This is a genomic window from Marivita lacus (assembly GCF_014637725.1).
Lineage (GTDB): Bacteria > Pseudomonadota > Alphaproteobacteria > Rhodobacterales > Rhodobacteraceae > Marivita > Marivita lacus.
Map to the genome: position 1 here is coordinate 466,149 of NZ_BMFC01000002.1, position 23,504 is coordinate 489,652.

Consider the following 23,504-nt stretch of genomic DNA (forward strand, 5'->3'; position numbering starts at 1 on the left):
CAATGTCGAAGATCAAAGTCGATAACCCCATTGTCGAAATGGACGGTGATGAAATGACCCGGATCATCTGGGATTTCATCAAGAAAAAGCTGATCTTGCCCTATCTCGACATAGACCTGCTCTACTACGATCTGGGGATCGAGGAGCGGGACCGCACCGACGACCAGATCACCATCGACGCTGCCGAAAAGACCAAGGAAGTCGGCGTCGCCGTCAAATGCGCGACCATCACTCCCGACGAAGGCCGGGTAAAGGAATTCGGCCTGAAGCAGATGTGGCGCAGCCCGAACGGCACGATCCGCAACATCCTGGGCGGCGTGATCTTCCGCCAGCCGATCCTGTGTCGCAACGTGCCGCGCCTCGTGCCCGGCTGGACCAAACCCATCGTGGTGGGCCGACATGCATTCGGGGACCAGTACAAGGCCACCGATTTCAAATTCCCCGGCGCGGGCAAGCTGACGATGAAATTCGTGGGCCAAGACGGCACGGTGATCGCACGCGATGTCTACGACGCGCCGTCTTCCGGCGTGTTCATGGGGATGTACAACCTCGACGATTCGATCACCGATTTCGCGCGGGCCTCGTTCAACTACGGGCTCAACATCGGCTGGCCGGTCTACCTGTCCACCAAGAACACGATCCTCAAGCAATATGACGGCCGGTTCATGGAGATCTTCCAACACATCTACGACACCGAATTCCGCGAGGCCTTCGAGGCCAAGGGCATCGAATACCAGCACCGCCTGATCGACGACATGGTCGCCTCCGCGCTCAAATGGTCGGGCGGGTTTGTCTGGGCCTGCAAGAACTACGATGGCGACGTCCAGTCCGACACCGTGGCGCAGGGGTTCGGGTCGCTGGGCATGATGTCGTCGATCCTGATGACGCCGGATGGCAAGATCGTCGAGGCCGAGGCCGCCCACGGCACCGTCACGCGGCATTACCGCCAGCATCAGGCGGGTGAGGAAACCTCCACAAACTCCATCGCGTCGATCTACGCCTGGACCGGCGCGCTCAAGCACCGGGCCAAGCTGGACCAGAACATCAGCCTGCGCGCCTTTGCCGAAACCTTGGAACGGGTCGTGGTGGAAACGGTTGAGGCCGGTTTCATGACCAAGGATCTCGCGCTCTTGGTCGGGCCGCAGCAAAGCTGGCTCACCACCATGGGCTTTCTCGAAAAGCTGGATGAGCGGTTGAATGCGGCCTTGACGGGGTAAAGCCGGATCGCTCGTCGCGGGTGACGACTTGACATGGTCGCTATATGTCATAGTTGCTGACCTATGTTTCTGCTCAGCACACCCCAATCCGACCGCCACACTCCGTTCGAGGACGCCCAGGGCATCTTGGTCGGCGCAACTCTGGTCGCGTTGGCGGTGCATGTCCTGTCCTCGGCAAACCTGATGACGGGGCAGATCGCCGGTCTGGCGTTGCTCGGCAGTTACATGTCCGACTGGTCGTTCGGCGCGATCTTCTTCGTGCTCAACCTGCCCTTCTACATTGTGGCGGTTCGGCAACTCGGCTGGGTGTTCACCCTCAAGACCTTTGCCGCCGTGGCGCTTATGTCACTGATTTCGGACACACTCCCCCTGATCCTGAATGTCGAGATGGTGCATCCGGCGCTTGGCGCAGTGCTGGGTGGCATCCTTGCCGGGGTCGGGTTGATCTCGCTCTTCCGGCACGGGGCGACGCTGGGCGGCGTGGGTGTCGTGGCGCTCTGGCTGCAGGACGCGCGCGGCATCAAGGCGGGCAACACGCAGCTTGCCTTCGACCTTGTGGTCTTTGCTCTGGCCTTCTGGGTCTTGCCGATCGACGTCGTGATCTGGTCGCTATTGGGCGCGGTGATCCTGAACATGATCATAACGATCAATCACCGCCGCGACCGCTACGTCGCGCGCTCCTGACCCCGCTTTTCCGAACAAATTGCCAAAAACGACACATTGTCGCAATTGGCGCAGATTGCCCGCATCGTTGAAGGCAGCGTCATCGTAGCAATACGGAGATGTAGATGCGCGGTGACAGATCCGCCTTGGCACTGGTGCTGCGCACCATAGGCGCGCGGCGGGGACGCGCGGCGCGCGGGCGGCCCTGATCGGGCCTGACCCAAGCCTTCACATCCCCCCTTTTTGTCAAAGAGTATCCCGATGACCGATCTCTCCCCCCGTCGTGCCGGTGGCCGTGCCGCCCGCCGTGAAGCGCGTGCCAATCCTCTGGCCGACAACCTCCGCCCGATCCGCCCCGGCATGTCCGGTGGGCGCTATCAACCTCTGGACGTGGCGGATCTCGACCGCATCCACAACGCGGCACTCACCGCGCTCGAAGAGATCGGCCTCTCCGAAGCCCCTGCCTCGGGCATCAGGATCATGACCGACGCGGGCGCCATTCTTGGCGACGACGGCCGCATCCGCTTTCCCCGCGCGCTGGTCGAGGACATGCTGGTCCTCGCCAATAGGTCCGTCACGCTTTGTGGCCGCGATCCGCTCTATGACCTCGACCTGTCGGGCACCCGTGTGCATTACGGCACGGCAGGTGCGGCGGTGCACATGGTCGATGTGGATACCGGCCATTACCGCGAAAGCACGGTGCAGGATCTGCACGATGCCGCGCGCATCGCGGACCAGCTCGAGAACATCCATTTCCTGCAGCGCCCGATGGTGGCGCGCGACATTCTCGACAACCGCGAGATGGACCTGAACACGATCTACGCCTGCTGCGCCGGCACCTTCAAACATGTGGGCGTGTCCTTCACGGAACCCTCGTTCGTGCCTGACGCGTTCGAGCTGTTGCACCTGATCGCGGGCGGAGAGGACGCATGGCGCGCGCGCCCCTTCGTGTCGAACTCGAACTGCTTTGTCGTCCCGCCGATGAAATTCGCCACCGAATCCTGCGAGGTCATGGAAGCCTGCGTGCGTGGCGGCATGCCCGTGCTGCTGCTCAGCGCGGGTCAGGCCGGGGCAACCGCGCCTGCGTCGATCGCAGGCGCCATCGTTCAGGCCGTGGCGGAATGTCTGGCGGGTGTGGTTTATGTCAACGCGATGGCGCCGGGCCACCCCTGCATCTTCGGCACATGGCCCTTCGTGTCTGACCTGCGCACCGGTGCCATGTCCGGCGGTTCGGGCGAACAGGCGCTGCTTACGGCAGGCTGCGCGCAGATGCACCGGTACTATGGCCTCTGCGGCGGTGCTGCGGCAGGCATTGCCGACGCCAAACTGCCGGACATGCAGGCGGGCTGGGAACAGATGTGCTCCAACGTCATGGCGGGGCTGTCCGGTCTGAACATGGTCTATGAGGCGGCGGGCATGCATGCCTCGCTTCTGGGGTTCTGCCACGAGAGCCTGATCCTTGGCGACGACCTGATCGGTCAGGCGCTGCGCTGCGTGCGCGGCATCGAGGTCACCGACGACGATCTGAGCCTCGAGGTCATGCGCGCCACCTGTATCGGCGGGCCGGGGCATTATCTGGGCAGCGACGACACGCTGAACCGGATGCAGCGGGATTACGTCTACCCGGTGGTGGGCAACCGCGCCTCGCCCAAGGAATGGGTCGAACAGGGCAAGCCGATCCTTGTCGACACAGCGACGCAGCGCAAGGAGATGATCCTGTCGAAACCCGCACGCGCCCGCTTTGCGCCGGATGTCGACGCGGCGATCCGAAGCCGGTTCAACATTCACCTGCACTGACGCCACACCTGATCTTCTTCTTGTTCCAAATACCTCCGGGGGGTTTGGGGGGCTGGCCCCCCAAAACGTCGCAGACACGCTCAAAAGGACGACGGGTCTGGTCCCGCGCGCCGGGATGCGCCATCAAGCCCGCATTCTCAAGGAGATCGCCATGCCCTATCTTGTCCTCATGTTCGCCGTTCTGGCGGAAACCATCGGCACGACCGCGCTTCAGGCCAGCCAGCAATTCAGCCGCCCCCTGCCCTCGATCATCGTGGTGGTGGCCTATGGTGCGGCGTTCTACCTGCTCGCGATCGCGCTCAAGACGTTCCCGGTGGGCATCGCCTATGCGATGTGGTCGGGCATGGGGATCGTCTTCATCGCCATCATCGGCTTTGCGGTCTTCGGTCAGCGGCTCGACTGGCCGGCAATCCTCGGCATCGGCATGATCATGGCGGGCATCTTGGTGATCAACCTCTTCTCGAACACCGCAACACACTGAACGCCGCGCACAAAAAAACGCGCACCAGAGGGACCGATGCGCGTTTCGTGCCTTACGAAAGGTTCAGGAGGTCAGAACCGGAAGCTGCCGCGCAGCGACACTGTGTCGGCATAGACGTCCACGCCCGTGTCGTCGAAGTCATTGAACTGGTGCGCGAGGTATTCGCCACCCACGGTGAACTGTTCGGTCACCTTGTATTCGATGCCCACACCACCGACGATGCCGGTGTCGTCTCCGATATTGGTGCCCAACTGTGCCGCACCGACGGTGCCGTAGACCAGGGTCCGACCGAGGTCGTAGCCACCGCGCAGCTTGGCGCGGAAGATGTCATCGACTTCGATCCCGCCCAGGTTGATGTCTTCACCCGTCTGGTAGTCAAGCTCGCCACCCAGGACGAACGAACCGAAGTCATAGTCGTAGCCGCCATAGACGCCGTAGATGCCTTCGCTGTCGTCGAAATTGCCTGCGTCTGCCGACAGGTTGCCAAAGCTCAGGCCGCCATAGGCACCGGTCCAGTCGCCATCCATTCCGGTCGGAGCGACGCTGACCGGTTGCATGATCACCGGTTCCGATGGGGCCGGATCTGCGCTGCCCGCAAATGTTGCGGTGGCACCGACACCAAGAAGTGCTGCTCCAAGAAGTACGTTTTTCATGAGAAGATTTCCTTTCTCTCAAGTTGTTCTTGCCTCGGGACATCAGGGCACACCTGCACCCTGCATCCTGTATGAGGAACGTCGGAACCCATGCACCGGTTTCAATGCAAATGTCCTAACACTGATCAGTCCGACCGATTTCAGGCCGAAGCCCGCCCAAAAGGCCACGTGGCATCAGTGCTTTATCGCCGGTTCCCTGTCACGCGCGCGTGAGGTGGATGTGGTGTCCTATCCGCCACACCCTAGTACCCGGGCTTTTTTGCTGGCGTTCCGGGACCGGGCCTAGTAACCCCCGGCCAACTCTTCCCTGTACGAGACAAAGATTCATGGACCTTCGCAACATTGCGATCATCGCCCACGTCGACCACGGCAAGACGACGCTCGTGGACGAACTTCTGAAACAATCCGGCGCGTTCCGTGCCAACCAGGCCGTCGCGGAACGCGCGATGGACAGCAACGACCTTGAACGCGAACGCGGCATCACCATCCTGGCCAAGGCCACGTCGGTGGAATGGAAAGGCACGCGCATCAACATCGTCGACACGCCCGGCCACGCCGATTTCGGCGGCGAGGTGGAGCGCATCCTGTCGATGGTGGACGGTGTTGTCCTGCTGGTGGACGCCGCCGAAGGCCCGATGCCGCAGACCAAGTTCGTGACCTCCAAGGCGCTGGCCCTCGGTCTGCGCCCCATCGTCGTGCTCAACAAGGTCGACAAGTCCGACGCGGAACCGGACCGCGCGCTGGACGAATGTTTTGACCTCTTCGCCAATCTCGGTGCCAACGAGGACCAGCTCGATTTCCCGCACATGTACGCCTCGGGCCGGTCTGGCTGGGCGGACACCACGCTGGAAGGGCCGCGCAAGAACCTTGACGCGCTGTTCAAGCTGATTGTCGACCACGTCCCTGCCCCCAGGCAGATCAAGCACCAGGACGAAGATTTCAGCATGCTGGCCACCACGCTGGGCGCGGATCCCTTTGTGGGCCGCATCCTGACGGGCCGCGTCGAGACCGGTCGTCTCAAGGTCGGCGCCACCGTGCAGGCTCTGAGCCGCGTCGGTCAGAAGATCGAACAGTTCCGCGTCTCCAAGATCCAGGCCTTCCGCGGCCTTGGTCCGCAGGACATCGACGAAGCGTTGGCCGGCGACATCGTCAGCATCGCGGGCATGTCCAAGGCCACGGTGGCCGACACGATCTGCGCGCTGGCGGTTGACGTGCCGCTCAAGGCGCAACCCATCGACCCGCCCACCATCACCGTGACCTTCGGCATCAACGACAGCCCGCTGGCAGGTCGTGACGGCAAGAAGGTGCAATCCCGCGTGATCCGTGACCGCTTGATGAAAGAGGCGGAATCCAACGTCGCCATCAAGATCAAGGACACCCCCGGCGGCGAGGCTTTCGAGGTGTCGGGTCGCGGCGAACTCCAGATGGGCGTCCTGATCGAGAACATGCGCCGCGAAGGTTTCGAGCTGTCGATCTCGCGCCCCCGTGTCATCCTGAAGGAAGACGAGAACGGCAAGATGCTGGAGCCCGTCGAGGAAGCCACGATCGACGTGGATGACGAATATTCCGGCGCCGTGATCGAAAAGCTGACTGGCGCGCGCAAGGGTGAACTGGTCGAAATGCGTCCCGCCGGTGTCGGCAAGACCCGCATCATCGCCCATGTCCCGTCGCGCGGCCTGATCGGCTACCATGGTGAATTCCTGACCGACACGCGCGGAACGGGCGTTCTGAACCGCGTGTTCCACGGCTGGACACCCCACAAGGGGCCGATTCCTGGTCGCCGCGCCGGTGTGCTGATCTCGATGGAAAACGGTGTGTCCGTGGCCTACGCGCTCTGGAACCTCGAAGAGCGGGGCCGCATGTTCATCGGTGCCCAGGAGGCGATCTATACCGGCATGATCATCGGCGAACACAGCCGCGAAAACGATCTCGAGGTGAATCCGCTCAAGGGCAAGAAACTGACAAACGTGCGCGCCTCGGGCACCGATGACGCGGTGCGCCTGACCACCCCGATCACGCTCTCGCTGGAAGAGGCGATTGCCTATATCAACGATGACGAACTGGTCGAGGTGACGCCGAACTCGATCCGTCTGCGCAAGCGTTACCTCGATCCGCATGAACGCAAGCGGATGTCAAAGACGCTCTGACGCTTTTCAGCCCTCACGGGCTTCATCGCGAAGAAAGCCTGCACGGACTTGATGAGCGGCGCATACCGAAAGGTCTGCGCCGCTTTTCGTTATTCGGTCGTTTCGACGATCAGCAATTCGCGCTCGGACGCGCCGCGCGCATGGTCCAGCGCGCGCTGGTATTCGGGGCTGTTGTAGCAGGCCTCGGCGTCCTCGATCGACGGGAACCTCGCCACCACATTGCGCGGCCGTTCCTGCCCCTCAAGCTGCACGTAACGGCCGCCACGGGCAATGAACTGCCCGCCATGTTTGGAAATCGCCGGTCCCGCAAGTTCGGCATATTTGGCATAGGCGTCGGGGTCGGTCACCGTGACATGGGCGATCCAGAGTGCAGGCATGGTCTATCCTCCCAAAACGGCTTCGGCGGCCTTGATCGCGGCCTCGGCATTGCTTGCCGAAGCCCCCCCGCCCTGCGCCATGTCCGGACGACCACCGCCGCCCTTGCCACCCAATTCTGTCACAGCAGCTTTGACCAGATCAACTGCGGAAATGGTGCCCGTCAGATCCGATGTCACACCCGCCGCCACAGCCGCCTTGTCGCCCGTATCCGCTATCAACAGAACCGCGCCCGAACCGATGCGCTGCTTGTGCTCGTCGATCAGCGGCGGCAGGTCCTTGCCCGACACGCCCGTGAGCACCTGTGCGATGAACTTCACGCCATTGATCTCGCGCGCCTCGGCACCGCCGCCTTGGCCCGATCCACCAGCCATGGCCAACTCGCGGCGCAACTGCGCCACTTCGTTCGACAGTGCCTTGCGTTCGTCGAGCAGTGCGCGCACCCGCGACGGCACATCCGTGGCCTGCGCCTTGAGCTCCAGCGCCACCTCGGCCAGACGGTGATCCTGCTCTGACAGGTAACGGAACGCCTCCGCCCCGGTCAGCGCCTCGATCCGTCGCACACCCGCGCTGGACGCGGAATCACCCAGCGTGACGAAGACGCCGATATCGCCGGTGCGCCGCACATGGGTGCCACCGCACAGTTCGAGCGAATAGGTGGTGCCATCCGTGCCCTTGCCCGAGCCGGATTGCGTGCCCATCGACACCACCCGCACCTCGTCGCCGTATTTCTCGCCGAACAGAGCCTGCGCGCCAAGGTCGCGGGCGTCATCCGGCGTCATGATCCGAGTCTCGACGGGTGCGTTCTGGCGGATATAGGCGTTCACCTCGGCCTCGACCTGCCGCAATTCGTCCCGCGACAGCGCCTTGCCATGGCTGAAATCGAACCGCAGCCGATCCGGTGCATTGAGCGACCCGCGCTGTGCGACGTGATCGCCAAGCGCGCGGCGCAACGCTTCGTGCAGAAGGTGCGTGGCAGAATGGTTCGCCCGGATCGACGTCCGACGCGAGTGATTCACCTCAAGCTGAACCGCCTCGCCTTTTTTGAACGTGCCCTGCGTGATCGTGACGTGATGCGCGAAAACCTTGCCGCCCGCCATGCGCTGGGTGTCGGTCACCTTGGCTTGATCGTCCTCGTTCTCCAGCCGCCGCAACCAGCCGGTGTCGCCCACCTGACCGCCGGATTCGCCATAGAACGGCGTCTGGTTCAGCACGATCCAGCCAGACTCACCAGCCGCCAGCGCGTCGACCACAGCGCCATCCTTGATCAGCCCGAGCATCTGGCCCTCGGCAGTTTCGGTGTCATAACCCAGGAAATCCGTGGCGCCGTGGCTTTCGGCCAGATCGAACCAGATCGCCAGATCCGCCGACTCCCCCGTGCCCGACCATGCCGCACGCGCCTTGGCCTTCTGTTCCGCCATCGCCGCATTGAACCCGTCAGTGTCCACCGTCCGGCCCTTTTCGCGCAGCGCGTCCTGCGTCAGGTCGAGCGGGAAGCCATAGGTGTCATACAGCTTGAACGCCGCTTCCCCCGGCAGAGGCGTGTTTTCGGCCAGCCCGGACAGTTCCTCGTCCAGCAGCTTGAGCCCGCGATCCAGCGTCTGCTTGAAGCGCGTCTCCTCGAGCCGCAGTGTCTCTTCGATCAGCGCCTGCGCGCGCGACAATTCCGGATAGGCCGCACCCATCTGGCGCACCAGCGCAGGCACCAGACGGTGCATGACCGGATCCTGCGAGCCCAGCAGATGCGCATGCCGCATCGCCCGGCGCATGATGCGGCGCAGCACGTAGCCGCGCCCGTCATTGCTCGGCATCACACCATCCGCGATCAGGAACGAGGTCGAGCGCAAGTGATCCGCGATCACCCGGTGATGCGTCTTGCCCGGCCCATCGGGATCGGACGAGGTCACATCCGCCGACGCTTCGATCAAAGCGCGCATCGTGTCCGTTGCATAATTGTCGTGGCTTCCCTGCAACAGTGCGCCGATCCGCTCCAGCCCCATGCCGGTGTCGATCGACTGCATGTCCAGCGCCCGCATGGAGCCGTCCTCGAACTGTTCGTTCTGCATGAAGACGATGTTCCAGATCTCGATGAATCGGTCGCCGTCTTCATCTGGGCTGCCCGGAGGGCCACCCCAGATGTGATCCCCGTGATCGTAGAAAATCTCGGTGCAGGGGCCACAGGGACCGGTCGGCCCCATCTGCCAGAAATTGTCGGAGGTCGCGATGCGGATGATCCGGCTTTCCGGCACGCCGACCTTTTTCCAGATCTCGAACGCCTCGTCGTCGGTGTGGTAGATCGTGACGTAGAGACGCTCCGCGGGAATGCCGAACTGCTTGGTGATCAATTCCCAGGCAAACGGGATCGCCTCTTCTTTGAAATAATCGCCAAAACTGAAATTGCCCAGCATTTCAAAGAACGTGTGGTGGCGCGCGGTATAGCCCACATTGTCGAGGTCATTGTGCTTGCCGCCGGCGCGCACGCATTTCTGCGCCGTGGTCGCGCGCTTGTAATCGCGGTGTTCGACGCCCGTGAACAGGTTCTTGAACTGCACCATGCCCGAGTTGGCGAACATCAGTGTCGGATCGTTGCGCGGCACAAGCGGGCTCGAGGCGACGACCTCATGTCCCTGTTTCTCAAAGTAGCTCAGAAAGGTGGAGCGGATATCGTTCAGCGTGGGCATGTGTGACCTGACCTGCAAGGTATTCGGGGTCCGGGCATTTCCGGTTCGGCCTGAAATAGCCCTTGCCAGAGGGGCTGTCCACAGCAGAGGTCACCCGGAAACGGAAACAGGGTGGCGCATTCGCCACCCTGTCCGAGGTATTTTGGGCGTCATGTCTGAACCCGGGCCGTTTCGTCAGTCGCCGTCGGCGTGCCTTACGAGTCGATGATGTTATCGCTCGCGTCGTCATCCGAAGACGACATGTCGAATTCCAACCCATGTGCTGCGCGGATCTTGTCTTCGATCTCGAGCGCCATCGCAGTGTTTTCCTTGAGGAAGGTCTTGGCGTTTTCACGCCCCTGCCCGATCCGTTCATCTCCGTAGGAATACCAGGCACCGGATTTCTCGACCACGCCCGCCTTGACGCCAAGATCGATCAATTCGCCTGTCTTCGATATGCCTTCGCCATACATGATGTCGAATTCCACCTGCTTGAACGGCGGCGCGACCTTGTTCTTGACCACCTTGACGCGGGTTGCGTTGCCGACCACCTCGTCGCGGTCCTTGATCGCGCCGATGCGGCGGATGTCGAGGCGCACAGAGCTGTAGAACTTGAGAGCATTGCCACCCGTCGTGGTTTCAGGGCTGCCGAACATCACGCCGATCTTCATGCGGATCTGGTTGATGAAGATCACCATGCAGTTCGACCGCGAGATCGAGCTGGTCAGCTTGCGCATCGCCTGGCTCATCAGGCGGGCGTGTACGCCGACGCTGCTGTCACCCATGTCGCCTTCAAGCTCGGATTTCGGCGTCAGCGCCGCAACCGAGTCGATAACCACAAGGCTGACCGCGCCAGAGCGCACCAGAGTGTCGACGATCTCAAGCGCCTGTTCGCCGGTGTCGGGCTGCGAGATCAGCAATTCGTTCAGATCGACGCCCAGTTTCTTGGCGTATTGCGGGTCAAGCGCATGTTCGGCGTCCACAAAGGCGCAGACGCCGCCCTTTTTCTGTTCCTCGGCCACCGAATGCAGCGTGAGGGTGGTCTTGCCCGAGCTTTCGGGGCCATAAATCTCGATGATCCGGCCCTTGGGCAGGCCACCAATGCCAAGCGCGATATCCAGACCCAACGATCCGGTCGACGTCGATTCAATGTCGCGCATGAAGTTGTCGCCACCCAGCTTCATGATCGAGCCCTTGCCGAACTGGCGTTCGATCTGCGCAAGCGCCGAATCGAGGGCTTTTTGTTTGTTCGCGTCCCGCTTGCTGTCCATGGTGAGAAGATCTGCCGTTGCCATTGCTTTCGATCCTTATTCCACACCCCGTCCGGGGCGGCAATTACTGCTTTTGTTCGCCTCTTGTTCTCATGTCTTATGAGACCAAAACGCGAACATTTCAACGTTTATTTTCACAAGCACTGTTGCGCGCTTTGGTTAAGGAGTGGTTTATGAAACCGAAAATGGGATCGGAGCGGCGCGCATGATGGTGTTTTGGAACGCACGGCTGGTGCTCTTGTCGGTGCCCAAAACCGGAACGCATGCCTATACGCAGGCGCTGGGTCCACTTGCGTCGATGGTGGTAACCGATCCCCCCGAACTTAAACACGCGCCGGTCTATCGCTACAACCGCTTCTTCCGCCCGATGTTCGAGAAAATGGGCGCACCCGACATGGAATTGGTCGCGGTGATCCGCGAACCGCTGGACTGGCTGGGAAGCTGGTATCGCTACCGCCAGCGCCCGGCGCTGCAGGGCCGTGCGACTTCGACACGGGGACTCAGTTTTGATGCGTTTCTTACAGCTGCCTGCGAAGACACCCCTTCTGCCTTTGCCAATGTCGGCAACCAGGCAAAATTCGTGGAGGCGCGGCCGAATGGCACCGTCGTCACGCATTTCTTTCGCTACGAGGATCAGGCCGGGTTGCGTGCTTTTCTGACTGACCGGCTGGGCGATCTGCCCGAAATCCCCAACGCGAATGTTTCGCCTCGGCTGTCGCTTGAGGCCTCTCCCGAAGTCAAGGTACGGGTGCGCAAGGCGCGGGCAGCCGAGTTTGCGTTGTGGGAATCGATCCCGGTGCGGGGCGGTTGATCTGCGCGGCCCTATTGCAAATTTGTCGGTGTGGCCGTCGCCAATTGCTGATTGACGATCGACGTCAGTTCTGTCAGCGAGAATGGCTTGGCCAGAAAGGCCGACGCCTCGATCCGCGTGCCTTCGGATTTGAACACGTCCTCGGCATAGCCCGACATGAACACCACCGGCACGTCGGGCCGCATCTGACGTGCTTGGCGCACCCAGCTTGGCCCATCCAGACCGGGCATCACCACATCCGTGACGAACACGTCCACCTTGAGATCCGCGTCCTTCAAGAGCTCCAGCGCGTCCTCGGCTGTGCTGGCCTCGATCACCCGGAAGCCGCGATGCGCCAGTGCGCGGGACGCAAAGGCGCGCACCGGTGCCTCGTCCTCGACCAGAAGCACAACGCCATCGCCGAATCGCACAGGCGACATCCGTGGCGGGTCGGGAATGACCGGGCGTTCGATCACCGGATCGTCGCAGACCGGAAACATCAGGGTAAAGACGCTGCCCTTGCCCGGCGTGCTGTCCACGAAGATGAACCCGCCGGTCTGCTTGACGATTCCATAGACCGTCGACAGACCCAGACCGGTGCCTTCGCCGGTGCGCTTGGTGGTGTAGAACGGCTCGAATATCTTTTCGAGCTTGTCCGCCGCGATCCCGATCCCGGAATCCTGCACCCGCACCACAACATAGGCGCCCGCCGGAACGCGGGCGCGCCCGTGTACCAAAGGCTTGTGCAGCACGCGTTCATCGGTTTCGATCAGGATCGTGCCCCCCTTGGTCATCGCGTCACGCGCATTGACGACGAGGTTCATCATCACCTGTTCCAGCTGCCGCTTGTCGGCGCGAATGGGTGGCAATCCGGGGTTCTGGCGTAGGTCGAGCGCGACTTTCTCGCCCACCAGCCGGTTGAGCAGATGTGTCAGGTCCGACAGGATGTCGCGAAGGTCCAGACGTTCTGGGCGCAGGGTCTGCTTGCGCGAGAAGGCCAGCAACTGGCCGACAAGCGCCGCCGCGCGATTGGCGTTCTGATGGATCTGCACAAGGTCGCCGTATTCGGGATCACCCTTGTCATGGCGCAAGAGCAACAGGTCGCAATGCCCTGAAATCGCCGTCAAAAGATTGTTGAAATCATGCGCGACACCGCCTGCAAGCTGGCCGATCGCCTGCATCTTCTGGCTTTGCACGAATTGCGCCTCGAGGCTCTTGAGTTCGGTGGCATCGTTCAGCACCGCCACCAGAAGCACCTTGCCTTCTTCGACCACGCGGGTGAGCGTGACCTGTACGAAGGTCTCCTGTTCGGGGCGGATCAGGCGCAGGAATTCCGACCGTCCCAGCCCCTTTCCCGCCGCCGCATCGGTCAGCCAGTCCGGGATCGACCGGCCCAACCCCTCCATCAGGTCGCCAAGGCTGCGGTCGGTTTCGATATCGGCAATCAGCAGGACACGGGCGCAGCGATTGGCCTGTGCGATTTCGCCGCGCGGCGTGACCTTGAGCAAGGGCACAGGCAAGGCCTCGAACCCCATGTCATCGGTCGGCAACGCGCCGGGATCGGGCCTTGGCACAAACACCACCTCTTCGCGGCCCATCCCGGCGGGATGCACGTTGATGGTGAAATCCATCACCTCGCCCTCGGACCGGACGCGGTGGGTTTGCCCGGATCGCAGCGGCGGGTCGGTGATCAGGTCTTCGACAACGCGCACGCGACCCCCGGCCAGTTCCCGCGCGGCGGCATTCATCCAGAGCACGGTGCCCCCGCGCCCGACCGTCAGCGTGGGGTAAGCCACCTTGGCCTGCGATGCGGGATCATCCCGCGCGAGGAACAGATCAAGCCGCCAGAGCAACGCAGAGCGCCCCACCTGGTGGGCGACGACCCGCAGGTGCCGGTCCGGCAGCACGATCCTTTCGCTCGCGATTCCCTCGGCCAGTGCTGCGGATTGCACCCGGTGGATCAGCCCGGCAGCATCAGCCACCTGTCCGCCCATGATATCGCGCAGCATCCTGCCATTGCCTGCACCAAACGCCTTTGCCGCCGCGCGATTGGCGCTGACCACCTGCCCTTGCAGGTCAGACAAGAGACAGGGCGCCACATCATGTTCGACCAGCAGCGCCATGTTTTTAAATGCCTTTCGTTGGAGATGACCACGCAGACCAACGAGGATGATCCGACCGACACAGGCCAGTGTCAGGGCAGTCGCAACCGCTGCAAGGCCCTTGCGCATCCTGTCATCCGGAGCCGCCAAAGCCAGCCCCGCGGCCACCAGCGCGCAGACCACCAGCAGTGTGGTCGCGGACAGGATGGGTCGGGAGTGCAGCGCGGCGCGGTCGGGAAAGGTCATAAAGGCGGCCCCTGGAACGAAACAGTCCCGGCATAAGACCGCATGACACTTAAGCGAGGCTTAACAAGGACACATCCTGAAGTTGTATTTTGCATTCATGTTCGTGTCAAGACCGCCACGAAGAAGCCATCCCCGCCCTGATCCAGACCGAACCGCGTTTGCTTCGTGCAGACCCAACCGGGGTGGCGCGACAGGAACCCGTCGATCTGGGCCTCGTTCTCGCAATTCAGCACCGAACAGGTCGCATAGGCCAGCGCACCGCCCAGCCCGACGAGACCAGCCACGCGATCGAGGATACCCGCTTGCGTCTGGGTCAGCGCCGCAAGCCGATCCGGGGTCAGCCGCCATTTGCCCTCGGGCGCGCGACGCCACGACCCGCTGCCGGAACAGGGTACGTCGCAAAGCACCAGATCATACGGGCCTTTCGGGCGATCCACGAGCCTCACCGACGCCCCGGCGCGCAGGGCGCGGTCGGGCAGATCGGACATGCGGCGCGGATCGGCATCATGCGCCTCGACCGGGCCACGCAATCTGGCGGCCAGCGCGAGGGTCTTGCCGCCACCGCCCGCGCAATAGTCAAGGCAGCGCATCCCGTCTTTCAGGGGAAGCGCATCGACCACGGCCTGGCTTGCCACGTCCTGCAACTCGACCAGACCGGTGCGGAACGCCTCGGTCTGGGACACGCGCCGCGCGCCTTCCGTGACTTCCAGCGCGGTGTCCGACAGAGGATGCGGCGCGGTCTCCACGCCTTCGGCCTGCAACGCGGTCTGCGCGCTGTTGCGGTCTGTGGTCAGCAGATTGACCCGCAGGAACACCTGCGCACGGTGGCGCAAGGCCTCGGCGGTTGCCTCAGCTTTGTCCGCCAAGTCATTGACAAATATGCCCTGTATCCAATCTGGAAGGTCCAGCGCCTCGGCCCCGTCTGGCGCATGGCCTGCTGCAAGTTCCTCGTCCGACAAGGGGTCCAGCGCGTAGCCTTCACCGATGAACACGGTCGCAGGGTCCTGCCCGGTTTGACGCAACCGGCCCAGCACACGCGCGCGCCCCGAGGTTCCGCCACCAAGCGCGGCCGTGCTGCGCCAGCAGCGCAGGATGTCATAGACATGGTCGCGGATCGCCGCTCGGTCCTTGGATCCGGCAAAGCGCGATTTGCGCGCCCAGGTGGTCAGCGCCTTTTCCGCCGGTTCCCCGGCCTCGATCTGGTCCAGTACGGCGGCGGCGGCGGCCCATCTTGCGGCGGGTGTCATGCGGGCAGGCTCAAGCGATCAGCCAAGGCAGTGGTTCGGAGCTTCGCAGGTGATCTGCACGTCATGCATCTGATATTCATTTATCCATTATCTCTTGTTTTCATTCGATATTCCACTTTCCCTGGATCAATCTGATTCAGTCACGGACCATCAGATCGTGCATCTACGCGCGAAAAAGGCTGGATGGAAGGCTGCCTTCCTGTTCAGGAAGCGACGCGACCTCAGGCACCGGTGCCAATTTTCAGCGCTTGCGGTGAAACATCTCGAATGCCTCTGCGTCCTCAGCCGATACCGCGCAAGCGAAGGTCGTATGTCACCATGTCAGGTGCCCAGCTTGGCGCAGGTGCAAAGAGATCCCGCCGGGCCCCCAGCCTTTTCGCCAACCTTTGTGACCGATGATTGTTTTCAGCGATCCGGATCAACATACGGTCGAAACCCGGGTCCCGGAGGATATGGTGCAAATAGGCTGTTGCTGCTTCATATGCATATCCTCGCGCTTCGTAGGTTCCGTTCCATATCGCCCATGTCAGGTCAGGGGGTTCTTCCAAGGTCAGCCTGAGCGCCCCCACATGCCCGATCGGTGCGTCGGACGCCTTGTCGATCATGACAAAGCGGCCACTGTCGCGCAGCGTCCAATGGCCAACCATGATCGCGAACTTTTCGAATGCGCCCACAGCATCATATGGGCCACCCACGAACGCGCTCCGGTCACTGGCGCAATAGGCGGTGTAGGCTGCAAGATGGTGTAGCTGGGGGCGCAGCAACACAAGACGCTCGGTTTCGATCATGGTGTTTTCCATGCTCAGGTTCGGCGGGCCCAAAGCCAAGTCAGCGGTAGATCAACGTGCTCAGGGGCAGGTCACTTCCAACCGACCCACGGTACATGCCTTCACAGTTGAACGGCATCGCGATCCGGCCTGCCGCGTCGACCGCGATCACCCCGCCCGATCCGTCATTCGGAGCAAGATCGTTCATGACGACAAAGTCCGCCGCCTGCTCCACGGTTTCCCCGAGATGGCGCATCCGGGCGCTGATTTCGGCGGCTGCGGTCCAGCGGGTGAAGATCTCGCCATGCCCCGTCCCGGATACGGCACAGCTTGCGTCATCAGCGAATGACCCCGCGCCGATGCAGGGCGTATCCCCGACGCGGCCCGGTGCCTTGGCGGTCATCCCTCCGGTCGAGGTCGCTGCCGCCACATGGCCGTGACTGTCGCAGGCAACCGCACCAACCGTGCCATGACGGCGGGCGGGGTCGTCGTTTTCCGCGCCTTTTGCGCGCATCTCCAGTGTCTCTTGCAACGCATCCCAGCGGGCTTGCGTGAAGAAATAGGGTGCCTCTTCAAAGGGCAGCCCCGCATCGCGCGCGATCCTTAGGGCGTTGTCGCCGATGAGCATGACATGCTCGGTCCGCTCCATTATGGCGCGGGCGGCGCGGATGGGGTTGCGCGGCCCGAACAGACCGGCAACAGCCCCGGCCCGCCGGTTCGCCCCGTCCATGATGGCGGCATCCATTTCCTGCTTGCCTTCGGCGGTGAACACCGCGCCGCGCGCTGCGTTGAACAAAGGCTCATCCTCCAGCGCGCACACCGCCTCGGTGACGGCGTCCAGTGCGGCTCCGCCCTGCTTCAGCACGGCCTCACCAGCTTCGAGCGCACGGGCAAGCCCGGCATGGTAGGCGGTTTCCAGTTCGGGGGTCATCCTGGATTTCAGGATGGTTCCGGCACCGCCATGAACGGCAAGAGCATAGGTCATGAGTGTCCTTTCAGTCCTGCCGTGCGGGCACAGTGGCGCGCGATGTCGGCATGAGTTGCGACCCAGCAATCGCCCTTGGCGGCGATACGGTCGAGTAGGGTTTCGAGGATGAACATCCGGCTGCGGTAGCCGATGACATGCGGATGCATGGTCAACAGGAACAACCCGCCCTCGGCATAGGCGCCTTCGAATTCGCGGGTGAAGATGTCGAGAACGGCCTCGGGTGGCGTGTAGGGTCGCTGCGCCCCGAAGCGGTTCATCATGAAATAGACCGCGTCGTCGCGAATCCATTCCACCGGCAATTCGACGATGCCGGTAGGGTCGCCATCCGCCACGATTTCGTAGGGGTCGTCATCGGCGAAAAGCGAACTGTCATAGAGCAACCCCATCTCGCGGGCGATGGCCAATGTGTTGGGGCTGTAATCCCAGGAGGGCGTGCGCATGCCCACCGGACGGGTGCCGGTGATGGCTTCCAGCGTGTCGGCGGCGCGCAGCATCAGGTCGCGCTCTGTGGTGGCGTCGAGACGCGAATTGACCTCGTGAATCCAGCCATGCAACCCGATCTCGTGTCCGTCCTGCACCAGCTCCTGCTGCTCTTCGGGGTGCAGCAGCGCCGACACGGCCGGGACGAAAAAGCTGGCCTTGACGCCATGCCGATCAAGGGCTGCGCGGATGCGCGGGATGCCGCGGCGCGTACCATACTCGCCCCAGGACAGGCGCGCCGGAGACAGGCCACCATCGCGCAATTCGTTGGTTTCGTGATCGCTGTCAAAGGACAGCGCGACGGCGCAGCGCGCGCCGCCGGGCCATGTCGCGGGTTTCAGGTTGCGTCCGGCACGAACCTGTCCGACCGTCGCGCGCCAGGTGGCTTCGTCCCATTCATGCGGCTCGGTCATGCGTGGCCCCCGTCGACCGACAGGATCTGCCCGGTGATCCACCCGGCCCGGTCCGATGCCAGAAAGGCAACGGCATCGGCGATATCCTCGGCGCGGCCAAGACGGCGCATGTGGATGCCCTCGACGATCTGTTTCTGCCGGTCCCGACCGAACGCATCCCATTGACGCTCGGTTGAGGGATTGGACAGGACAAAGCCCGGCGCCACGGAATTCACCGTCACCCCGTGCGGGCCAAGCTCCAGCGCAAGCTGGCGTGTCAACCCGACCAGCGCGTGCTTTGCCGAGGCATAGGCCTGAATCCCGGTCAGGCTTGACCGCAGACCTGCCCCCGACGAGATCGTCAGGATACGCCCCCAGCCGCGCGCCTTCATGCCCGGTGCCGCGGCTTGCGCGCACCACATCGCGGCATCGACATTGGCGGCGAAGATCGCACGCCAGTCGTCTTCCGAGATTTCCTCGATCGGGCGACCAGCCTGGCCCCGCACACCGCCTGCCGCGGTTACAAGCCCGTCGATGCGCCCATGGCGCGCTTCGATATCCGCAATGACGGCATGCGCGCCCTCGCGGCTGCCCAGATCGGCGGCATGAGTGGAGGCATGATCGGCAACGCGGGACAGTCCGTCTGCGTCGATGTCGATGGCGGCAACGGTCGCTCCGGCCTCGGCCAGCGTGGCGACGATGGCGCGCCCGATCCCCTGGGATGCCCCGGTGACCGCAAAGACGCGGTTTTTGAAGCTCAGTTGCATAGCGGCACCATCAGATCGACAAGGTCGGCGGATTGCGCGCGGCGGCCATCCTCGATGTCATGGATCAATTCGACAAGCCGGGACAGCGTCGGTGTCTTCACACCGTGCTTTTCACCAAGCGCGACCAGAAGACCCACCTGCGCATCGACCTCGGTGCGCCGCTTGCGGACAGCGAGATCGCGCCAGATCCCGGAATGCGTCTTGGCGGTGTGTCGGTTGTGCTCGACCATCGCGGCCAGCGAGGCATTCATCCCGGCCTTGTCCGCTTTCAGAAACGCATGAGGATCAAACCCGTTGAATCCAAGCGGGCGGATGTTCTGGGCGTTCGCGAGGCGCATGACCTCATGTCCAAGCGCCTGATAAACGGCCCGATGATCCGGTTCAGCCATCGCGTCAGACATCGACAGCGGCGTGAGGGCTGTTGCAAAAAGCAACGCACCATAGCCCAGCTTGCCCCACAGATAGCCCCAGATGTTGTCGGTCAGAACCGCCTCAGGTTCGATAATGCACAAAAGCGCGTGGATCTCGCGAACCCGGTCGGTCATACGCCCATCGAGTTCGCCCACGGCCACGGCAGCCCGATTGCCATAGAGGATGCGCCCCGGCTCCAGCCAATCGGCCCCGTAATTGACAAAACAGCCCACCGTGTTTTCCGCGCCGATCCGGTCGGCGATGATGATCTCGTTCAGACCATTCTGGGCCGAAACAATGTATCCGCCCGGTGCCAGATGCGGGATCAGCATGTCCAGAGCGGCTTCGGTGTGATGCGCTTTCACCGCAAGGAAGATGCGCGAAAACTGACCTTGCAATTCAGTCGGAGTGCTGGCCGGCAATACCTGCGTGAAGGTTTCGACAGGGCCTTCGACATGCAAGCCGTCGCTGCGCATGGCATCGACATGGGCTTCGACGATATCGACCATGTGCACCGCATGTCCGGCACGGGCGAGATAGGCGCCGAGGATGCCCCCTATGGCTCCGGCGCCCCAGATCAGGATCGGCTCGCTCATGCCCAGTCGCCTTCGAGCAGGCTGCGTGTCTCTTCCACGGCAACCGACCAGAGTTTGTCGGTGTCGGCCTCGGGTTTCTGGTATACCCCGCCGTAATTGCCGTCTCCGATCAGCGCGCGCACTCCGGCTGCGTTGCGATCCCGCAGGCGGTCGAAGGGTACGAAGGGTTTTTGCGCATCGGGCAGTTCGCGGCCCGGAAGCCGGGTCCAGGGAAAGTTTTCCATCCAGGATGCATGCGAGGCGACGGGGTCGATTTCCTGCACGCAGGCCCATGTCTGCGGCGCGCGCCACCAGTCGTGGAACCGGCAGCGGGCGCCCTCGTTGGCTTCCATCCATTCCATGGTGACGGGTTGCACCGGGCTGTTGCCGCCATGGCCGTTGACGATGAGAATGCGGCGAAACCCGGTGGCATACAGACTGTCGAGGATGTCGCGCAGCAGCGCAGCATATGTCGCAAGCTTGAGCGACACACTTCCTGGGAAGGCCATGAAATAGGGCGTCAGGCCGTAGGCGACCGCAGGAAAGACCGGCACGCCAAGTGGCTCTGCGGCATCAGCGGCGACTTTCTCGGAGAGGATGGAATCCACCGACAGGGACAGGTAGGCATGCTGCTCTGTCGATCCCAAGGGCAGGACGCAGCGGTCGTCCGTTTCGAGATAGCGTTCAACCTCGAACCAGTTGCTTTCGGAAATTTTCAAGAATTCTGCCCCTTATGGTCTGGAGACCGGCTGCGGCAGGCATCGATTGCCGGCAGAAGGTCTGTTTCTATGGCATGGCTGTCGGGTGTGTGCCGGTATTCGATGGCGGTCTGATCGGGACGCATGTCGCGACGCAGATCCTCGGCCCCGGTCGAGTGGATGACCACGTCCGCGCGAGACGTGACCTCGGACAGGGTGTCGTCTTCCCAGACCGCCGCGGTGACGCGGGTGACATGGGGCGCAAAGCGCAGGATGCCGGCCCGCATGACCGGCAGGAATTCCGGGAAATACGAGACGATCGCGACCTGCGCCTGTGGCGATATCGCCGCAAGCGCGATCCGCGTTGCCTCTTTGGGAATGAGGGTGATTCCCACAACCGGCAGGCCCGGAAAATAGGACTGCGCCTCGACGCGCAGCGTCTTCGGCGCGACGACAAGCCCGATCCCTTCGGGGCGGTTCCGGGCCAGTTGCTCGGTCGTGCGCGCGATGATTTCGTCGCCGGCGCGCAGGTAGGGTCGAATGACCTCTGCATAGGCTTCGGTTGCGTCCTGAAACGTCCCCAACATCAGAAGCCGGACATGGCCCGGACGCTCCGGTGCGGTGGAAACACGGTAGGCAAGCTCTGCCCGCGACAGGCCCACCTCCGCGCCGAGCCGGACCAGCTCGCCGATCCGGCGCTCGATGTCACGAAGGGATTTCGCATGGTGGTGCGATACACCCCCATCGGCGACGAAGGTGCCAGTTCCGACGCGTCCATGCAGGTGACCTGCCTCTTGCAAGGCGGCGTAGACGTTGCTTACCGTGACGGGTGACAGTCCAAGGTGACTCGCCAAACGCCGCACGGACGGCAGGCGCGTGCCGGGCGGGATATCTCCTGACGCGATCCCGTATTCCAAAGCGCCACGCAGCTGAACCGAGACCGAGACCGAAGACGTCCTGTCGAGCGCGAGCGCCAGCCGTTCGAAAGTGTTTCCGATATGTGTCTGGTCTTGATCCATACTGTATCAATGACGGATAACAGTTGGCCGCTCAAGCAAAATTATGAGCATTTAGCTTTTAAATTACGCGTTTTACGTCGAAAGAAAAATAAATTGGTTGACGGAGCGCGCCATATGATCCCGTAGTGTATCACGCCACTATAACAATCCAACGGAGAGGAAACATGGTCAGACATACACTCAAGATGGGGGCTGCCACGGCGCTCTTGCTGTCTTTGACACCTGCCGCGTTCGCGCAGGAGTTGGTCATCGGATTGCGCGCAGGTCCTGATTCGATCGATCCGCACTGGTCGACGCTTGGCAGCCAGGCCGAAGCCCTGCGCCACATCTATGATACGCTTGTCGATGTCGATGACACGCTCCAGCTCCAGCCCGGTCTTGCCGAAAGCTGGGAAGCCGTCGACGACACCACCTGGGATTTCAAACTGCGCGAAGGCGTCACGTTCCATGACGGCACGCCCTTTACCGCTGAGGACGCAAAGTTCTCGATCGACCGGATTCCGGAAGTGACCGGCCCGATGTCGATGACGCTTTACACGAAATACGTGGAATCTGTCGAAGTGATCGACGACTACACGCTGCGCGTGAACACCAAAGGCATTGCTCCGGCGCTGCCGAACGATTTCACCCGCCTGTTTGTCGTGCCGTCGGAAACCGGTGCAGGCGTGGGCAACGAGGAGTTCAACTCGGGCGATGCCGCAATCGGCACCGGCCCCTACCGTTTCGTGTCCTGGGAACCCAAGGGCGACCTTGTGCTGGATCGCTACGAGGATCACTGGCGCGGTGAAACGCCGTGGGAACGTGTCGTGCGCAAGGAAATCCCGGATGACGCCGCACGCGTCGCAGCCCTGCGTTCGGGCCAGGTGGACCTGATCAACTACGTGCCTGCGACCGACTACCTGTCGATGCAGAACAATTCCGAACTCGAGACCTTCATTTCGGATTCGGTCTACATCCTGAACGTCCAGCCCTCGGTCAAGGACGAAGAGCCGCAGCCGATCCGCGTGAACGGCGAAGAGGTCGAAGGCAACCCGCTTCAGGATCTGCGTGTACGCAAAGCCCTTGATCTGGCCATCAATCGCGACGTGCTTGTTAATGTCGTGCTCGAAGGGCTGGGCACTCCGGCGAACCAGCTGATGCCCGAAGGCTTTTTCGGCTATACCGACGCGCTGGGAGCGAAAGAGTACGACATCGAGCAGGCCAAGGCGCTGCTGGCCGAGGCCGGGTATCCGGACGGGTTCGAGGTCGATTTCACCTGCACCAACAACCGCGTGCCCGGCGATGCCGTCGTCTGCGAGGCTTTGGCACAGATGTGGTCGCGTCTGGGTCTGACGGTGAACGCGCAGGCACTGAACGGCACCGTGTTCTTCCCGGCTGCGGCCAACGAGGAATACACGATGGCGATGTCCGCCTGGGGCACGCTGACCGGTGAAGCCGCCTATACCTATGGCGCGATGATCCACAGCAAGGACCCGGAAAAGGGCTTCGGCAACTTCAACCGCACCGGCTATTCGAACCCCGAGTTCGACGAGGTTTTCGTCCGCGGAACCCAGACGCTGGATGCCGAAGAGCGACGGAAGCTTTATGAAGAAGCGTCCTTGATCGCGATGGAAGACCGGGCGCTGATCCCGACGGTCATCCTGCAATCCGTCTGGGCGGCTGATGCGGGTACGCTGACCTTCACCCCGCGTGTCGATCAGGAAACCCGCGCCTACGAGATCCGGCCCGTCAATCAGTAAATCAAACCGGGCGTCCCTG

The 23,504-nt window shown here is 62.6% G+C and carries 20 protein-coding genes; 7 read left to right on the forward strand and 13 right to left on the reverse strand.

The features are described 5' to 3' along the window. The first annotated feature begins 2 nt into the window (after positions 1 to 2). The 4 genes from IEV82_RS06965 (at position 3) to IEV82_RS06980 (ending at position 4,158) form a co-directional block, all read left to right on the forward strand. The gene (locus tag IEV82_RS06965; RefSeq protein WP_188481266.1) at positions 3 to 1,217 is read left to right on the forward strand and encodes an NADP-dependent isocitrate dehydrogenase; all 1,215 of its coding nucleotides are present in this window, start codon (positions 3 to 5) and stop codon (positions 1,215 to 1,217) included. Positions 1,218 to 1,280: 63 nt separating this feature from the next. Further along, on the forward strand, positions 1,281 to 1,901 hold the full coding sequence (locus tag IEV82_RS06970; RefSeq protein WP_188481267.1) for a YitT family protein: 621 nt from the start codon (positions 1,281 to 1,283) through the stop codon (positions 1,899 to 1,901). 240 nt (positions 1,902 to 2,141) lie between these two features. Further along, a complete protein-coding gene (locus IEV82_RS06975; RefSeq protein ID WP_188481268.1) occupies positions 2,142 to 3,677 on the forward strand; it encodes a trimethylamine methyltransferase family protein in 1,536 nt (511 codons plus the stop codon). 151 nt (positions 3,678 to 3,828) lie between these two features. Then, the gene (locus IEV82_RS06980) at positions 3,829 to 4,158 is read left to right on the forward strand and encodes a DMT family transporter (protein WP_188481269.1); all 330 of its coding nucleotides are present in this window, start codon (positions 3,829 to 3,831) and stop codon (positions 4,156 to 4,158) included. A 71-nt stretch (positions 4,159 to 4,229) separates the two neighbouring features. Here the strand turns inward: IEV82_RS06980 and IEV82_RS06985 are convergent, their stop codons facing one another. Further along, a complete protein-coding gene (locus tag IEV82_RS06985) occupies positions 4,230 to 4,811 on the reverse strand; it encodes an outer membrane protein (protein WP_188481270.1) in 582 nt (193 codons plus the stop codon). 326 nt (positions 4,812 to 5,137) lie between these two features. On the opposite strand from IEV82_RS06985, the gene typA reads away from it, so the two are divergent. Continuing rightward, on the forward strand, positions 5,138 to 6,958 hold the full coding sequence (gene typA / locus IEV82_RS06990) for a translational GTPase TypA (RefSeq protein ID WP_188481271.1): 1,821 nt from the start codon (positions 5,138 to 5,140) through the stop codon (positions 6,956 to 6,958). Positions 6,959 to 7,047: 89 nt separating this feature from the next. Here typA and IEV82_RS06995 read toward each other — a convergent pair whose 3' ends face one another. From IEV82_RS06995 to recA, 3 genes are all read right to left on the reverse strand, one after another. Further along, positions 7,048 to 7,335: a DUF1330 domain-containing protein gene (locus IEV82_RS06995; RefSeq protein ID WP_188481272.1), complete on the reverse strand. Its 288-nt coding sequence runs from the start codon at positions 7,333 to 7,335 to the stop codon at positions 7,048 to 7,050. Positions 7,336 to 7,338: 3 nt separating this feature from the next. Beyond that, on the reverse strand, positions 7,339 to 10,014 hold the full coding sequence (gene alaS / locus IEV82_RS07000) for an alanine--tRNA ligase (protein WP_188481273.1): 2,676 nt from the start codon (positions 10,012 to 10,014) through the stop codon (positions 7,339 to 7,341). 194 nt (positions 10,015 to 10,208) lie between these two features. Beyond that, positions 10,209 to 11,288, reverse strand: a complete 1,080-nt coding sequence (gene recA / locus IEV82_RS07005) for a recombinase RecA (protein WP_188481274.1) — start codon at positions 11,286 to 11,288, stop codon at positions 10,209 to 10,211. Between the two features lie 181 nt (positions 11,289 to 11,469). Here recA and IEV82_RS07010 point away from each other — a divergent pair, with 181 nt between their 5' ends. Next, a complete protein-coding gene (locus IEV82_RS07010; RefSeq protein ID WP_188481275.1) occupies positions 11,470 to 12,075 on the forward strand; it encodes a gamma-glutamyl kinase in 606 nt (201 codons plus the stop codon). Between the two features lie 11 nt (positions 12,076 to 12,086). Here the strand turns inward: IEV82_RS07010 and IEV82_RS07015 are convergent, their stop codons facing one another. From IEV82_RS07015 to IEV82_RS07055, 9 genes are all read right to left on the reverse strand, one after another. Next, a complete protein-coding gene (locus tag IEV82_RS07015) occupies positions 12,087 to 14,402 on the reverse strand; it encodes a hybrid sensor histidine kinase/response regulator (RefSeq protein ID WP_188481276.1) in 2,316 nt (771 codons plus the stop codon). A gap of 95 nt (positions 14,403 to 14,497) precedes the next feature. Then, entirely contained in the window at positions 14,498 to 15,649 is a 1,152-nt protein-coding gene (locus IEV82_RS07020; RefSeq protein ID WP_188481277.1) for an RsmB/NOP family class I SAM-dependent RNA methyltransferase, read from the reverse strand. A gap of 281 nt (positions 15,650 to 15,930) precedes the next feature. Beyond that, complete coding sequence (locus IEV82_RS07025; RefSeq protein ID WP_188481278.1) at positions 15,931 to 16,437, reverse strand: GNAT family N-acetyltransferase; 507 nt, start codon at positions 16,435 to 16,437, stop codon at positions 15,931 to 15,933. Positions 16,438 to 16,477: 40 nt separating this feature from the next. After that, positions 16,478 to 17,401 (reverse strand): isoaspartyl peptidase/L-asparaginase family protein, encoded by a 924-nt coding sequence (locus IEV82_RS07030; RefSeq protein WP_188481279.1) that lies wholly within the window; start codon positions 17,399 to 17,401, stop codon positions 16,478 to 16,480. Next, positions 17,398 to 18,297, reverse strand: a complete 900-nt coding sequence (locus tag IEV82_RS07035; RefSeq protein ID WP_188481280.1) for a polysaccharide deacetylase family protein — start codon at positions 18,295 to 18,297, stop codon at positions 17,398 to 17,400. Before IEV82_RS07035 ends, IEV82_RS07030 begins: the two co-directional genes overlap by 4 nt. Then, a complete protein-coding gene (locus IEV82_RS07040; RefSeq protein ID WP_188481281.1) occupies positions 18,294 to 19,043 on the reverse strand; it encodes an SDR family NAD(P)-dependent oxidoreductase in 750 nt (249 codons plus the stop codon). Before IEV82_RS07040 ends, IEV82_RS07035 begins: the two co-directional genes overlap by 4 nt. Next, entirely contained in the window at positions 19,034 to 20,050 is a 1,017-nt protein-coding gene (locus tag IEV82_RS07045) for a ketopantoate reductase family protein (RefSeq protein ID WP_188481282.1), read from the reverse strand. Before IEV82_RS07045 ends, IEV82_RS07040 begins: the two co-directional genes overlap by 10 nt. Next, complete coding sequence (locus IEV82_RS07050; RefSeq protein WP_188481283.1) at positions 20,047 to 20,748, reverse strand: creatininase family protein; 702 nt, start codon at positions 20,746 to 20,748, stop codon at positions 20,047 to 20,049. The genes IEV82_RS07045 and IEV82_RS07050 overlap by 4 nt, the downstream gene beginning before the upstream one ends. After that, positions 20,745 to 21,746: a GntR family transcriptional regulator gene (locus tag IEV82_RS07055; RefSeq protein WP_188481284.1), complete on the reverse strand. Its 1,002-nt coding sequence runs from the start codon at positions 21,744 to 21,746 to the stop codon at positions 20,745 to 20,747. The genes IEV82_RS07050 and IEV82_RS07055 overlap by 4 nt, the downstream gene beginning before the upstream one ends. Before the next feature lie 164 nt (positions 21,747 to 21,910). Here IEV82_RS07055 and IEV82_RS07060 point away from each other — a divergent pair, with 164 nt between their 5' ends. Then, on the forward strand, positions 21,911 to 23,485 hold the full coding sequence (locus tag IEV82_RS07060; protein WP_188481285.1) for an ABC transporter substrate-binding protein: 1,575 nt from the start codon (positions 21,911 to 21,913) through the stop codon (positions 23,483 to 23,485). Positions 23,486 to 23,504: the final 19 nt, after the last annotated feature.